Annotated in this window: 13 protein-coding genes; 7 read left to right on the top strand and 6 right to left on the bottom strand. The window is 42.3% G+C overall.

All coding sequences use genetic code 11. From position 1 onward, the window contains the following. The 4 genes from FO442_RS10820 to FO442_RS10805 all read left to right on the top strand — a co-directional run. The coding region (locus FO442_RS10820; protein ID WP_144333196.1) for a T9SS type A sorting domain-containing protein at positions 1-697 on the top strand (697 nt) is incomplete at its 5' end. A gap of 216 nt (positions 698-913) precedes the next feature. Then, positions 914-1,387, top strand: a complete 474-nt coding sequence (greA, locus tag FO442_RS10815; RefSeq protein ID WP_144333195.1) for a transcription elongation factor GreA — start codon at positions 914-916, stop codon at positions 1,385-1,387. Beyond that, the gene (locus FO442_RS10810) at positions 1,387-1,776 is read left to right on the top strand and encodes an HIT family protein (protein WP_144333194.1); all 390 of its coding nucleotides are present in this window, start codon (positions 1,387-1,389) and stop codon (positions 1,774-1,776) included. Before greA ends, FO442_RS10810 begins: the two co-directional genes overlap by 1 nt. A 1-nt stretch (position 1,777) precedes the next feature. Next, positions 1,778-2,560 (top strand): SGNH/GDSL hydrolase family protein, encoded by a 783-nt coding sequence (locus tag FO442_RS10805; RefSeq protein WP_186280056.1) that lies wholly within the window; start codon positions 1,778-1,780, stop codon positions 2,558-2,560. A 35-nt stretch (positions 2,561-2,595) separates the two neighbouring features. On the opposite strand, the gene FO442_RS10800 is transcribed toward FO442_RS10805, so the two are convergent. Genes FO442_RS10800 through FO442_RS10785 form a run of 4 tightly spaced genes read right to left on the bottom strand, consistent with a single transcriptional unit; the run spans position 2,596 to position 8,248 of the window. Further along, entirely contained in the window at positions 2,596-3,627 is a 1,032-nt protein-coding gene (locus FO442_RS10800) for a PKD domain-containing protein (protein WP_144333192.1), read from the bottom strand. Continuing rightward, positions 3,624-4,958, bottom strand: a complete 1,335-nt coding sequence (locus FO442_RS10795; RefSeq protein ID WP_144333191.1) for an acyltransferase family protein — start codon at positions 4,956-4,958, stop codon at positions 3,624-3,626. The genes FO442_RS10800 and FO442_RS10795 overlap by 4 nt, the downstream gene beginning before the upstream one ends. 54 nt (positions 4,959-5,012) lie before the next feature. Further along, entirely contained in the window at positions 5,013-7,256 is a 2,244-nt protein-coding gene (locus FO442_RS10790) for a tetratricopeptide repeat protein (RefSeq protein ID WP_144333190.1), read from the bottom strand. Next, positions 7,238-8,248, bottom strand: a complete 1,011-nt coding sequence (locus tag FO442_RS10785; RefSeq protein ID WP_144333189.1) for a PorP/SprF family type IX secretion system membrane protein — start codon at positions 8,246-8,248, stop codon at positions 7,238-7,240. The genes FO442_RS10790 and FO442_RS10785 overlap by 19 nt, the downstream gene beginning before the upstream one ends. 87 nt (positions 8,249-8,335) lie before the next feature. Here FO442_RS10785 and FO442_RS10780 point away from each other — a divergent pair, with 87 nt between their 5' ends. Beyond that, positions 8,336-8,728: a hypothetical protein gene (locus tag FO442_RS10780; protein ID WP_144333188.1), complete on the top strand. Its 393-nt coding sequence runs from the start codon at positions 8,336-8,338 to the stop codon at positions 8,726-8,728. A gap of 29 nt (positions 8,729-8,757) precedes the next feature. Here the strand turns inward: FO442_RS10780 and FO442_RS10775 are convergent, their stop codons facing one another. Continuing rightward, entirely contained in the window at positions 8,758-9,720 is a 963-nt protein-coding gene (locus FO442_RS10775; protein ID WP_144333187.1) for a hypothetical protein, read from the bottom strand. Positions 9,721-9,908: 188 nt separating this feature from the next. Between FO442_RS10775 and FO442_RS10770 the strand changes: the two genes are divergently transcribed. After that, positions 9,909-10,424, top strand: a complete 516-nt coding sequence (locus tag FO442_RS10770; RefSeq protein WP_144333186.1) for a hypothetical protein — start codon at positions 9,909-9,911, stop codon at positions 10,422-10,424. Positions 10,425-10,505: 81 nt separating this feature from the next. Further along, positions 10,506-12,413 carry an acetate--CoA ligase gene (gene acs, locus FO442_RS10765; RefSeq protein WP_144333185.1) on the top strand — a complete coding sequence of 636 codons (1,908 nt, stop codon included), beginning with the start codon at positions 10,506-10,508 and terminating at the stop codon, positions 12,411-12,413. A gap of 36 nt (positions 12,414-12,449) precedes the next feature. On the opposite strand, the gene FO442_RS10760 is transcribed toward acs, so the two are convergent. Continuing rightward, complete coding sequence (locus tag FO442_RS10760; protein WP_144333184.1) at positions 12,450-13,100, bottom strand: LURP-one-related family protein; 651 nt, start codon at positions 13,098-13,100, stop codon at positions 12,450-12,452.

Genomic DNA, 13,100 nt, shown 5'->3' with positions numbered 1-13,100 from the left:
CTGGAATCCATCCTCCAGACAATTTGACGGGAACGGACTTCCGGTATTCGGAGGTAACCAGCCGATCTGGGTATTCGGAGTAAACATCAACGGTGAGGGTTGTCCTTACTACGATGGAGTGAATAATTGGGTATACGATCAGTACCAGCTCGGTACTTCGACAGCATACAAGAAAGTGTTTACAAGCTTGATGTGGATTGCCAACACGGTTACAGCACCGGGTCACGACTTCCTGGAATCGGATGTTCGGATGAAAGTACGGGTAAGCAAGCAATATGCAGCTTACAATGCGACCGGACAAAACGGAGGTCGCCCGATGTATTCCTGGTCTATGAATGATTTACAGACTACAACGGCCAGCCGGGATGTATTGGCAAGTGCATTGGATCTGATCAATGTGGTACCGAATCCATACTATGCGTTCTCGGAGTATGAGCGTAACAGAATTGACACGCGTGTAAAGATCGTGAACTTACCGGATCAGTGTACAGTGACGATCTATAACGTGAGTGGTAAGTTGATTCGTCAGTTCAAGAAAGACAACCAGGTTACATCTATCGATTGGGACTTAAAGAATACAATTGGGGTTCCGATTGCAAGTGGTGTCTATTTGATCCACGTAGAAGTTCCGGGAGTTGGTGAGCGTATTGTGAAGTTCTTCGGAGGAATGCGCCAGGTCGATCTGGAAACAATTTAATTCGTTTTTGAAACGGGAAAAGCAAAAAGGTTTCTATATTCTCAGCGATTGATTTAGTTGATAAGCCATGAATTATTTCATAATTGATACTAAAAAACAGGATGAAATAGGAGAAACACGTTTGTTTCGGTAGATAAAAAAACATATATTTGTTGCAACAGGAGGGTCCATTGGGCTCTCTTGTTGTTATTTATAGCTTATAACAAAGAAAGAATTATGTCAGATTTCGCATATTATACAGAAGAAGGACTTAAGAAGTTGAAGGATGAATTGCACGAGATGAAAACGGTGCAGCGACCACGTATATCAGAACAAATTGCAGAAGCCAGAGATAAAGGAGACTTGTCTGAAAATGCTGAATATGATGCAGCAAAAGAGGCGCAGGGATTATTGGAAATGAAAATTGCCAAGATGGAAGAATTGGTTTCCAAGGCAAGAATCATTGATAATTCACTGATAGATAATTCCAAGGTTTTCATCTTGTCACGCGTGAAGATTAAAAACGTAACGAACAATATGGAAATGGAGTATACTCTGGTTGCTGAAAGTGAAGCAGATCTGAAGGAGAAAAAAATCTCTGTGGATTCTCCGATCGGAAAAGGACTTTTGGGGAAGAAAGTAGGAGACATAGCAGATGTACAAACACCAAACGGGATTATGAAGTTTGAGGTAATGGATATTGCACGCTAATGGGAACTATTTTTTCAAAAATAATTTCGGGAGAAATTCCTTGTCATAAAATCGCAGAGAACGATGATTTTTTGGCGTTCTTAGACATTATGCCTTTGAGAAAAGGACATGCTCTGGTGATTCCTAAAAAAGAAACGGATTACATCTTTGATATGGAAGATTCGGAACTGGCTGCTATGATGGTCTTTGCGAAATCTGTGGCTCACAAGATCAAGAAAGTATTCCCATGCCGTAAAATAGGAGTTACTGTTATCGGTTTGGAAGTTCCTCATGCACACATTCATCTGATTCCCATCAATGGAATTGCTGACATGAATTTTGCCCAGGAAAAATTGACCCTGAGCCAGGAAGAATTGGCTCAGATCGCACAGGATATTCAAAATGCATAAAATGAATTCAGGCAGAACAACCGGTTATTGGTTTGTTCTGCTTTTATTAGTGTGTTTCGCTTGTTCGGAATCGAAAAAAACAACACACATTCTTTTCGTGGGTAACAGTTATACTTACCGGAATAATATGCCCAAAATCTTTGAGAAGATCGCTCAATCCAAAGGAGAACAGGTCCGGGTATCTCACATTACACGGGGAAAATACACCTTCTATCTTCATTCGAAGCGCCGGAAACTGTACCGTGCACTGCACAACCAGGATTGGGATGTCATCGTTCTTCAGGGATCTTCCAGGGATATGCTCAGAGATTCGGTCCGGTTTAACGAACGTACGTATCCTGCTTTGGATAAATTATTGGAGATGATCCGGACAAACCAGGAGGATGCGAAAGTGTATTTTTATATGACTTGGCCATACCGGAAAGGAGATCCGAAAACAAAACGATTCTCTGATCCCGATTCCATGCTAAATGCTGTTGCGGCGGGATATGATAATTTGCGGAACCGGTACAACGTTCCGGTTATTCCGGTTGGAAAGGTGTGGAGAAGTTATGTTGTTGCCTATCCCGAATCAAAGTTATACCTGAAAGATAATTCACATCCGACCTATGAAGGTTCCTACTTGGTTGCTTGTACGATGTACTCTGCAATTTATGGCAAAAGTCCGCAGGGAGCTGATAAACTGAGCATCCAAAATCAGGAGGAATACAACCGCATTCAGCAATTCGTTGGAAAAAAATACCGTACGAAAGAATTTCAATTTTATCTGAAAGATCTGAACTGAAGAAAGTGACGGCGAGGGCGATTTCCAGCGTTTAATTACTTCGTGTGGTTCGCTCTTTTCACTTTGTTTGAAACAGTTACCCGCTTCTTTAATGTAAAGTTATTGCAGTTCTGTTTCATATGTAGGGTCACCGTGTAAGTTCCGGAAGTTTTATAATAATGCTTCGGGTTTTTCTTGGTAGAAGTAACACCATCTCCAAAATCCCAATAATAATCGCCTTTGTCGTTTGTTTCATTGGTGAATTGTGCAGCCAGCCAGGTTTCCCGAACCCTGAAATCCAAGACAGGAGTTTCTTTGATGTCAAACACACGGGTTTGATTTAATTTGTACAAATTCAGGTTTTTCAGGACCACATTTGCAGCGGCTTGCTCAATGACCTTCCAATAGGTGCTGTCAACCCGTTTGGGAGCTGTTCCCCCGACAGGAGATTCCTTGAAAATGGATGCGAAAGCTGTACAGGCAGCTGTAAAACTTCCCAGGGCATTCGGATGATACCGATCGGTGAAGTACAAATCGATATCGGGATGCATTTCGCGGATATTCTTCCAAACTGCTCCTACCGGGATTACCGGATAATGCAATGTGTCGCTCATCATCATATAACCATTCCAAATGCGTTGCTGCATTTTCGGGTACGTGTCATTTGCTTCTTGCTCCGGGTATCCTTTTTCATAGCCCCAGGTCATATAGAAATAGATTTGTGCACAGGGACTTGTTTTAAGAATGCTGTCAATCAATATTTTCGCATAGGGAATCGATTCCTTTAAGATCACAGAGCTGTCTTCGGCAAATTCCCTCGAAAAACCCTGGATCAGTACATAATCCCATTTACGGGTTTTCATTTTTAGATAGGTACTCGGTCTTTCGCTGTGTGCTTTTAAGGTACTTCCGCTTACAGCAATTGAATCTGCATATACATTCTTCCCTTTGGAGTTTGCAAGGTGTTCGAAGATTTTAGGCATGTTGTTCATGTGCGTGAAACTGTTCCCAATGAACAATACATTGGTAGGCAGCTGCCCAAAACTAAGACCGGTGATCAGGGAAAAGAATAATGCTAATTTATTCATTTACGAAGCTTTTTTTTTCGTTTAGGATAGAATATGCCGAATACTTTATAATACAATTCGGTTAATGGTTCGATATACTTCACCATGATGACGAAGACGGTTATAAAGAATGCGGAAATCGAAACGGCTATCCATGGATTAAACTGACGGTGATACCATGGTTCCGGATCAAGTCCTATGCCAATAATCCCGGCATACAAAATAATGACGTGAACAATGTAAACCGGGAAAGTCGTTTGTCCCATTTTCAGGAATAATGGCGCATTGATCTTAAAGTTCGCATCAATGAGCATCAGAGTTCCCAAAAGCATGACAACTTGTCCCATACGGGCAAAACCGGTGGAATTGTTTTCAAAACAACCGGATCCCCCCAACCAGTTCGTTAACTGATCGATCTCATGGAAAAGACTTTGACCTGCGATATTGAAGAACAAACCAACAAGGATGAAAGTCGTCCCAAACCACCAAAGGCGTACATTCTTCTCGTAATGACGGATTATTGCTCCGATCATTCCTCCCATTAGCACATAACCTGAATAGCGGACGAAACTGAAGTCGGAGAATTCTCCGTACATCATATTTTGAATGAATTTTGGAGCTCCCTGCGGAATGAAGAATTGCGGGTCTTTCACTGTTTTGATACCTTCTGAAACACCATACAATTTAATGTGTTCTTTCATGTATCCATAAATGACGAAAATGATCAGGGCAGCGGTCAGGTAATAAAGGTAAAGCGGTCCTTTTTTGATAATCTTGTAAATCCCGAAAACAAGTAACAGGAAGAAAATCCCGAAACCGATTGATTGTAATACGTGGAATGCCTGGAGCCAGCTGAAATGATACGTAAAAATCCATGCTTTTGCATGATAGGCAGTTGGAAAAAAAGGAACCAAAATATCATGGAACCAGGAACCGATCATGTCGAAGAAACTGGCTTGTTTCAATTTTCCATATGCTTCAAAACCGTATCCGGTGTCCCGGATGAATGTGATGAAGTCGAATTGAATAAAATACCCCCAAAACAGGAGCATTCTTACACGACCGAATCCTTTTTTTACGCGCTCATTACTGAAGTAAGGTTCATCTGTATTTTTACTCAACAGGTAAACAAATACCACACCTGTTACAGCAAAGAAAAGGGGAGATGTAAGTCCATGCAGGTTATGCCAGAAACTAAAGAGCCAATTGGTGTCATCCCGGTATTTATCTGCAAGAGCTGAACCCGTGAAATGCCCTTCCAGCATCATCAAAATGGCTATCGAACGAGCCATGTCTATAAATTTCAATCGTGGACGAGCCGCTAATGGCAACTCACCATTTTCTAATGACATAGTTTGGATTTACAGGCAAAGATACATTTTATTAATATTCCATTCAATTAAAATCTATTTCGGTGTTTCTCCCAGGACCATCAGGCGAATCGGGGTGGAATAACCTTCAAAATAAATCAGGATGGGGAAGGAGAAAATACCGTCGGGAAGTTTGCTGACTGTTATGGCTTGTACCAATGCATTTCCTTTTGCGGGAATTATACTTCCGTAAGTGAAATTGACCAGATCGCCTTCCGTTTTAATGGAACTGATTTTCAGGCTTTTTTCGTGATTGTTGTGAACAGAAAACCGGAAACTGGTTTCTCCTTGCTGAATTTTTCCAAGAGTGATCACATTGGGAACGCAATCAATGAAGAAGAAAATAGAGTCGGTTTCCAAATAACTGACACTCTGAATTTCTATTTTGCGTTCCCGCGCTGCTGCCCTGGAGAAGACAGAGTTCTTGACGTCATTCGGGTTATCGCTAGTAATCTGGTTCGCGGTATACTCTCCATAAGGAACGCCAACGAGCTCTAATTTCCCTCCGTTTGGAGAAGTTCCGTCGAGGTAAGGAGCAAAAACACCGTTATCATAAGCACGCAGGTAATTACCCAAAGACATAATCCTGCGTTGGGTTAATGCGACGTTGTATTCCGTTTTTGCCAAAGGTGAAGCAAATCCACGGATGTTCAGGCGAATTTGAAAGCCTTTTTGCAACTCCTCCAAGAGGAGTGCCTGGAACAACACTAGGTCCTTCACTCCCTGTTCTACGTATTCGAGGAAAAAACTTTCGATATCTTCTTCCGCTTCAATAATCTTTTCACCACTCAGCCCCTTCGAATATTCTTTGCGGTATTCCGGAAGCATGGCAATGTAATCGTTATAGCTGTTGATGTAATTGACTTTTGTGGTGGTTTCTTTCGAACGCGGGTCCGGAATATCATTGTGGAAATAAAGGGTTACGGGCAAACGCTTGTTCAACTCTGCCAGTGTTTCCTTTTTTGTTTCAGGAACAATAATCCGCGGATGTTTGTAGCCGAAAATATCGCTGCAGCAAGTAGGATTTTTTACGTATTGCACGCCGATCCGGTTGCTGGATACATACATGCTGTCCCGGTCTTCAAAGTAATAAATGTCATTTGCAGGACTGTTGATCGGTAATCCCAGATTTTCGGGTGTTTCCCATCTTCCGTTCTTCAGTTCAACAAAAAAAACATCGTAACCGCCAAAACCATCGAACCAGGAAGAAGAAAAGTACAACCGTTTCTTTTCGGCATTATAAAAAGGGCTGATATCGTTGTCAGGTGAATTTGCTGCATTTAAAGGCCTGACCTTGGAAAATTGGTTTCCGTTGTTTTTGATCACGGAGTAGTACAAATCCATTCCACCTTTCCCATCTGCACGGTTCGAAGAAAAAATAAGCCACTCTTCGTTTTCGATGACGGCAATTGTGGGAGTGGTATTATTCGTTCCGGGCTCATTGATGATTTCTCCGAGCGGATTCGGATTGGACCATTTGCCGTTTTGGAAGGAAGAAACCCAGATCTGGCAGGCGAATTGATTTTCATCACCTCCGCAATTGCTGTAATAGAAGCGCTTTCCATCCGGGGAGAAGCAGCCGTTTCCGGTATTCACTTCAGCTTGGTTCAATGCTTCCAGTAACCCGGGATTGACTTCGCTCAAACTGTCTTTCCATGCCGTAAAGTACAGCCGGTTTTTGTAGTTATCATCGAGCATTTCCTCGCCTGCATTTTCTTTTTTACTGCGCATGGAGGAAAGTACGAACTGTCCTTGTGAGATGGTATGTCCGAATTCGGAGTTAACCGTGTTCAGCCCTTTTGGAAGTGTGATGCTCTCTAAGTCTGAGGTGTCTTTTAAAGCTGCCTGCGCCCACAGGCAGGACTCCAGTTCGCGTTTTGATTTCAGGTAGTTATAGGTACGTTTGTCTTTAGAATATTTCTTTTTTGCCCGTTTGAACAGTTCAATGGCTTCAGCATAATGCCCGTTTTGTTTTTCCATTAAAGCCCATTGCAGTAAACTCGAAGGGTAAATGGCCGTTTCTTCCTTTTCATACACTTTTTGATAGTAATAACTTGCTTTGCGGTAATCTTTGTAAGCTCTGAGTGTTTCGGCATATTTCCACAGGATCCCAACCGTATTGGAATCCATTTCCATGGCTTTTTCGTAATACTGAAGCGCATAAATATAGTCTCCTTTTGCATATTGCTCATCTGCAAAATCTAGGTACTTACCCAACAGGTTTTGTCCGTGTCCGGTAAATGAAATCAGGGCAAAAAGGACTAAATATAATCTGGGCATATGCGGTGAATGACTTTTTTAGGTTTAAAACGTGTAATGATATATTCCACTGAAATCTCCAGCCCTCCGCGTGCGGTACTTGCCGGGATTAATTTGGAAATATTGGTGTCGTAACTTGCCGCCACAGACCAGTTCTGCATGGCCAATCCCAGGCGCACGACCACCGCATCTTTCGAACGGAACCACAATCCGCCGTCAACCGCGCGATACGTTCCCAATTTGTTGATCAGGGTATAGCGAACCTGCGATCCGATTAATAATTCCCTGTATTTTCCCTGGAGATTGAATCCGATTCCCGGGATTACTGCCAGTTCCTTGTTAATGGCGTGGTCGAGTTGCGAAAAGAAGCTGATCCGGATGTCCCGCGGAACTTTTACCCCGTAAAAACCCTGGTTCGGACGGTTTAAATTGTGACCGCTAATTCCTGTTTTTAATGAATTTCCCTTTCCGTAGTAATAACAGTGGACCAACCCCGCGCTGCTGGTAAGGTTTGCACGGCTGTCGTTTTGGTAAGCTTCATTGGTCGGTAAACTGGCGTCAAAAATGAGTCCGTTGAATTGATTGTCGAAATAAAACTTATCCATGTTCACTTTGCGGTAGTTCAGTCCGATCTGGATGCCGGCACTTAATGTTTGAGTTGAATCGGAAGTCAGTTTCAGATTTTTGGCAACACTTCCCAGGAACTCCAGGGTTTGGTAAAATCCATCACCTACATTATCGTGGAAAAGAATAGCTCCGAAATTGATCCCTTTTTGTTTCCATTTCAGTTCTCCAGCCATCGCGAAAGTTTGAAAAGGAACCGTTACACTTCTCCACTGGTCTTTGTAATTTCCCGTAAGCCGGATATCACCGGCAAAAAGCCCCGTATTTGCGGGATTCTGGTAAATCGGTTGCCTGTTGAGATGAGAGAAATGGATATCCTGAGCGACTAACTGAAAAGTACATGCTGTTACAAAAAGTCCGATAAGTAGGTAATCGCCCAGTTTTCTCATTGAATCAAATATACAATAAAATCAATCATGACTGTACTTCAGTCAAACAGGAATAACAGGTGAAATAAAATCGGTATTTTCGCTGCTATGAAGCAAGCGTTTTTTATTATTATTGGATCTGCTTTCCTTATTTGTTCATTCAAAAGTGACGGTCTTATCGAACGTGTTTATCCTGAATTATTAGGAGACTATGATTTTTACAAATCGGTTGCAGACAGATCGGTTTCTTATGCAAAAGATACGCAAGGTGTTTTCACGGTTACGATCAACAGAAAAGATCAAATCCTATTTTATAAGAATAAGAAGAAAGAGCGGAAATTGAGTTTTGTTGAAACTAAAATGCCTTTTTTGGATGATGAAAATCATGTGCTGTTCGGAAGTAAGAATAACTACGAACCTCTTTTTTACAGAGGTGATACAATCGTGATCCAAAGTTACCCGATCGAGTACCAGGATAATTATTTTATTAAAAGGAAATAAGCCCTTTGAAGAAGGCGGTTCGTTTGGAATCAGATCTTTTCAATCGTTAACGAAGTCTTCGGACTGTAGATCAGGTATTCACCGTGCTTATAATACGCTTGTTTGCGCTCAGACTCCCCGGAAACAATTACTTTTTTATCCTTTCCTATACAATCAGCAGGAACCCGGAAAACATTTTGATCCTGGTTGACAATGACATATTTCGGGCATATTTTGGGATCCAGTTTTTGATTCAAAACCAATGAATACGTGATTTTGGTCGGGGTTGTCCGGATTCTTTGGATTTTGTCAACGGGAACCCTGACAGACAGATCCGTTTTAATTTGTCTTGCGATGCTTTTGGATATTGGAAATGCGGCTTCTGCGGTGACTTTTATTTTTTTCGGGTGATAAACGATTAAGGTTTTATTCTTTTTGACATAATCGTCCGAGTGCGCAAATGTTTGAATGATGAAGCCGTCTTCCGGGCTTAGCTGGAAGTAATTTTGAACTGCCAGTTCTTTTTTATGGATGGACAGGAATTTTTCTTCTATCCCTGCTTGCGTCATAAGATCGGCTTCCTCCTTGTATTCAAAAGCCGGAAGATCAGGCATCAGCTTGTCGGGTGTCAGTTTGGAAGCAAAATCCCGCCATTTCTTTTCAATCGGTTGCAGGGATTTGGGAAGATTGTCCAGTTGCGCTGTCACGTCTTCCTTTAAGTCCTCTTTTTCACCGCTTAATTCAACGAATGCGTCATAATCATCAAACTGGACCAAGAGACTGTTTCCTTTGAATTCGGGATTTTCAACGAGGCGTTCCAGTTTTCCTGTTCGTTGTGCCCGGATTGTTTTGCGCGGAATGTTGAAGGTTAAAAATACCGTGTCGCGCTGTTGTTTCCCGAAAAGCGTTATAGTTTTATCCGAAGTCTCATTGAGATTGCTGTCATTTTCACCTGAACATGAAAATTGAAGGAATAGGAGGGTTAAAAAGACAACGAATCGGACTGCTTTCATACTGTTCTTTTCATAAATGTACAACCAAAAAAGGAAATCGTTGAAAGAATGTGAAAACTTGGACAAATAATGTTAATAACTTAGTTAACATTTAAATAACATGATTTAAAAATAACAGCGAGTTCCCACCTAAATTTGTAAGTAACGAATAATGCAGGCCTATGCTAGGGACACTATTAAAAAAAAGATTGTCAGACACACAGTTAGCGAATGTTTTCCTGAACGGAATCTTCGAGATTGTCGACAATGGTTTCGTTGAGGTTGTGGATCTAATCAATGAAGACTTGGCTTTTGTGACTTCCCCGTCCATTCCGGTTGAGCGCAACGGGCAATTTACGATGATTGTGGTTGTAGCAAATATTTCTTCCCTGGAAACGACCTTTGAAACGGTTCAGGCAAATAGAATAGAAAAGATCATTTTTGAACAACTGGGTTCACTGATGGGGGTTTCTGCTGCTGATGCAGAAGCGAAAGTGAGGGAATACCAGAAATTTATGCAACGGATCAACCACCCCTCCAAGAACATGGTGTATGCAATGTCTAAGGCTGTGTTCCAAAAATATGATTTGAATGATTTCCAGGACGAATATTTTAAACGGCTGCAGTCACCCAATCCATTGTTCCTGAAACGCATGGATCAGGTAATGATTAATTTCCTCTGGGATTGGGACTCATTCTTTAAGAAGTATAAGATTGATGAATAATTTGGGACCCTGGCAAAATCGTCAGGGTTTTTTGTTTCTTATTAGTAAATTGCAGGCAACTATCTGTATAAACTGAAAGCGATGAATAAACTTCAAATCAGGAGCCTGGAACAGTACCATGAGAATTATGCGCAAAGTGTTTCTGATCCGGAAGCGTTCTGGGGGAATGTCGCAAACGAGTTCCAATGGATGAAAAAATGGGACCGGGTCCTTGAGTGGAACTTTACGGAACCTAATATCCAATGGTTCAAAGGGGCCAGGCTCAACATTACGCAAAACATGCTGGACCGGAATGCTGCAATCCGGGGAGATAAAACGGCTTTGATCTGGGAACCGAATGATCCGCATGAAAAATCACTTACTTACACCTATTCGGAATTACTGGAAAAAGTATGTGTCTTTGCAAATGCTTTGAAAGCAATAGGAATAAAAAAAGGGGATCGGGTGTGCATTTATATGCCCATGATCCCGGAATTGACCGTTGCGGTGATTGCGTGTGCCCGAATAGGAGCGATCCATTCGGTGGTTTTTGCTGGTTTTTCAGCTAATGCACTTGCTGACAGGATCGAAGATGCACAGGCAAAATTAGTCATTACGGCAGATGGATTGAATCGTGGGGCAAAACAAATTCCCTTAAAACGGGTGGTTGATGAGGCATTGGAGCATGTTGCGTGCGTTGAAAAGGTGATCGTGTGTGATTGTTTGAATTGGAAGCCATCCATGAAGGCCGGAAGAGATATTTGGTGGAAAGACGTGGTAGAAGGACAGGCCATTGCCTGCGATCCGGAACCGATGGATGCCGAAGATCCGCTGTTTATTTTGTATACCTCCGGTTCAACCGGAAAACCGAAAGGAGTGGTGCACACTTGTGGCGGATATATGGTTTATACAGCCTATTCTTTTCAAAATGTTTACCAGTATGAGGAGGCCGATGTGTTTTGGTGTACGGCTGATGTGGGCTGGATTACCGGGCATTCTTATATTGTGTATGGTCCTTTGCTCTGTGGAGCAACGACCGTGATGTTTGAAGGAATTCCAACCTATCCGGATGCGGGTCGCTTTTGGCAGGTGATTGATAAATACGGGGTCAATCAATTTTTAACGGCGCCGACTGCCATCCGCTCTTTGATGGCTTTCGGGGAAGATCATGTGCTTTCTTACAGCCTGGATTCGCTGAAAATTATTGGTACCGTTGGAGAACCGATCAACGAAGAAGCCTGGAACTGGTACCACGTGCATGTTGGAAAAGGACGTTGTCCGGTAGTGGATAATTGGTGGCAAACCGAAACAGGAGGAATTATGATTTCCGGAATCGGGAATATTTCTCCTCAGAAACCAACATTTGCCGGATATCCTTTACCGGGAATTCAACCGGTTCTATTGAACCAGGAAGGAAAAGAAATCGAAGGTGCGGATGAAGAAGGGTATTTGTGTATCAAATTTCCATGGCCCTCTATTTTAAGAACCACTTACGGAGATCACGAACGTTGCCGGGTTACTTATTTTTCACATTACAACGGATATTATTTCACCGGCGACGGTGCCAAACGTGATGAGCAAGGAATGTACCGCATTATCGGGCGGGTAGATGATGTTATTAATGTTTCGGGGCACCGGTTCGGAACGGCTGAAATTGAGAATGCGATCAATATGAACAAGTTGGTCATTGAATCGGCTGTTGTGGGGTATCCGCACCCGGTGAAAGGACAATCCATTTATGCGTTTGTTGTTTGTGAACATGAAATTCCGAAAGAAAACCAGGATCTGGCACGAGGTGAGATCATGGAATCCGTTGTGGCGGAAATCGGAAAAATTGCCATCCCGGAGAAAATCCAATTCGTTTCAGGCTTGCCTAAGACGCGTTCAGGAAAGATCATGCGCCGCATTTTGCGGAAAATTGCAGAAGGAGATGTGAAGAATTTGGGAGACACCTCTACTTTGCTCGACCCGTTTGTGGTCGACGAGATTGTGGAGCATGCGATAAAATAAAAAAGTAGGGGCAAATAATTATTTGCCCCTACTTTTTTATCCGCGTCTTCTTTCCAATAAGATCATCATCATCAATGAAAGTACGATGCATTCGTCTTCGCTGGAGTTGTGTGTCGGGCCAATCTTTTCCAAAGTAAAACTTCTACCGAATAGGGAAGGGTTTTTCTTCAGGCGCATCACTTTTGAACCGTCCGGTCTTCCTACGATGTATTTCGGATTGAAGACGTAGCCGGTAAATATTCCCAAAACAGGAATTTCACTGAACAGGCTGTCAAAAACCTTGGTCCAGGCATTTTCTTCCATGATGTGGAATGCCAGGTGTTCCTGCTGGTCGAATATATCGTACCGTGCTTTCCAGATCGAAGCCCATCCTTTACGTGCCACACGGCCTTTTTCAATTCCATGCTTGTCTGTAAACACGTAAGTAGCAGAGAAATCGATCCACTTATTTGCCTTGATCGTGAATTCCAGACTTGTTTTATTGGTATCCGTAAAAACCTGGATTTCTTCAATAAATTTGAACATTTTCTGACGTACATAGGCTAAGGTTGCAGCATTGGAGTCTGAAATGACAAAGTCGTTCGCCAATGTCCCGATTTTAAACTTAAACTTCAGCGGATAGTTTAAACTGCTAAGGTCTACATTCTTTTGGGAGAAAAAATTCATGTTATCTAATACTTCACTCAT

It is taken from the genome of Fluviicola chungangensis (genome assembly GCF_007558725.1).
Lineage (GTDB): Bacteria > Bacteroidota > Bacteroidia > Flavobacteriales_D > Crocinitomicaceae > Fluviicola > Fluviicola chungangensis.
The sequence above is the reverse complement of the archived record's forward strand: the minus strand, read 5'-3'. Positions and strand labels throughout refer to the sequence as shown.

Bases quoted from the DNA above. Each gene is read 5' to 3' on its own strand.
- greA (WP_144333195.1), top strand. From the start codon at position 914: ATGTCAGATTTCGCATATTATACAGAAGAAGGACTTAAGAAGTTGAAG.
- FO442_RS10810 (WP_144333194.1), top strand. From the start codon at position 1,387: ATGGGAACTATTTTTTCAAAAATAATTTCGGGAGAAATTCCTTGTCAT.
- FO442_RS10805 (WP_186280056.1), top strand. From the start codon at position 1,778: ATGAATTCAGGCAGAACAACCGGTTATTGGTTTGTTCTGCTTTTATTA.
- FO442_RS10800 (WP_144333192.1), bottom strand. From the start codon at position 3,627: ATGAATAAATTAGCATTATTCTTTTCCCTGATCACCGGTCTTAGTTTT.
- FO442_RS10795 (WP_144333191.1), bottom strand. From the start codon at position 4,958: ATGTCATTAGAAAATGGTGAGTTGCCATTAGCGGCTCGTCCACGATTG.
- FO442_RS10790 (WP_144333190.1), bottom strand. From the start codon at position 7,256: ATGCCCAGATTATATTTAGTCCTTTTTGCCCTGATTTCATTTACCGGA.
- FO442_RS10785 (WP_144333189.1), bottom strand. From the start codon at position 8,248: ATGAGAAAACTGGGCGATTACCTACTTATCGGACTTTTTGTAACAGCA.
- FO442_RS10780 (WP_144333188.1), top strand. From the start codon at position 8,336: ATGAAGCAAGCGTTTTTTATTATTATTGGATCTGCTTTCCTTATTTGT.
- FO442_RS10775 (WP_144333187.1), bottom strand. From the start codon at position 9,720: ATGAAAGCAGTCCGATTCGTTGTCTTTTTAACCCTCCTATTCCTTCAA.
- acs (WP_144333185.1), top strand. From the start codon at position 10,506: ATGAATAAACTTCAAATCAGGAGCCTGGAACAGTACCATGAGAATTAT.
- FO442_RS10760 (WP_144333184.1), bottom strand. From the start codon at position 13,100: ATGAGTGAAGTATTAGATAACATGAATTTTTTCTCCCAAAAGAATGTA.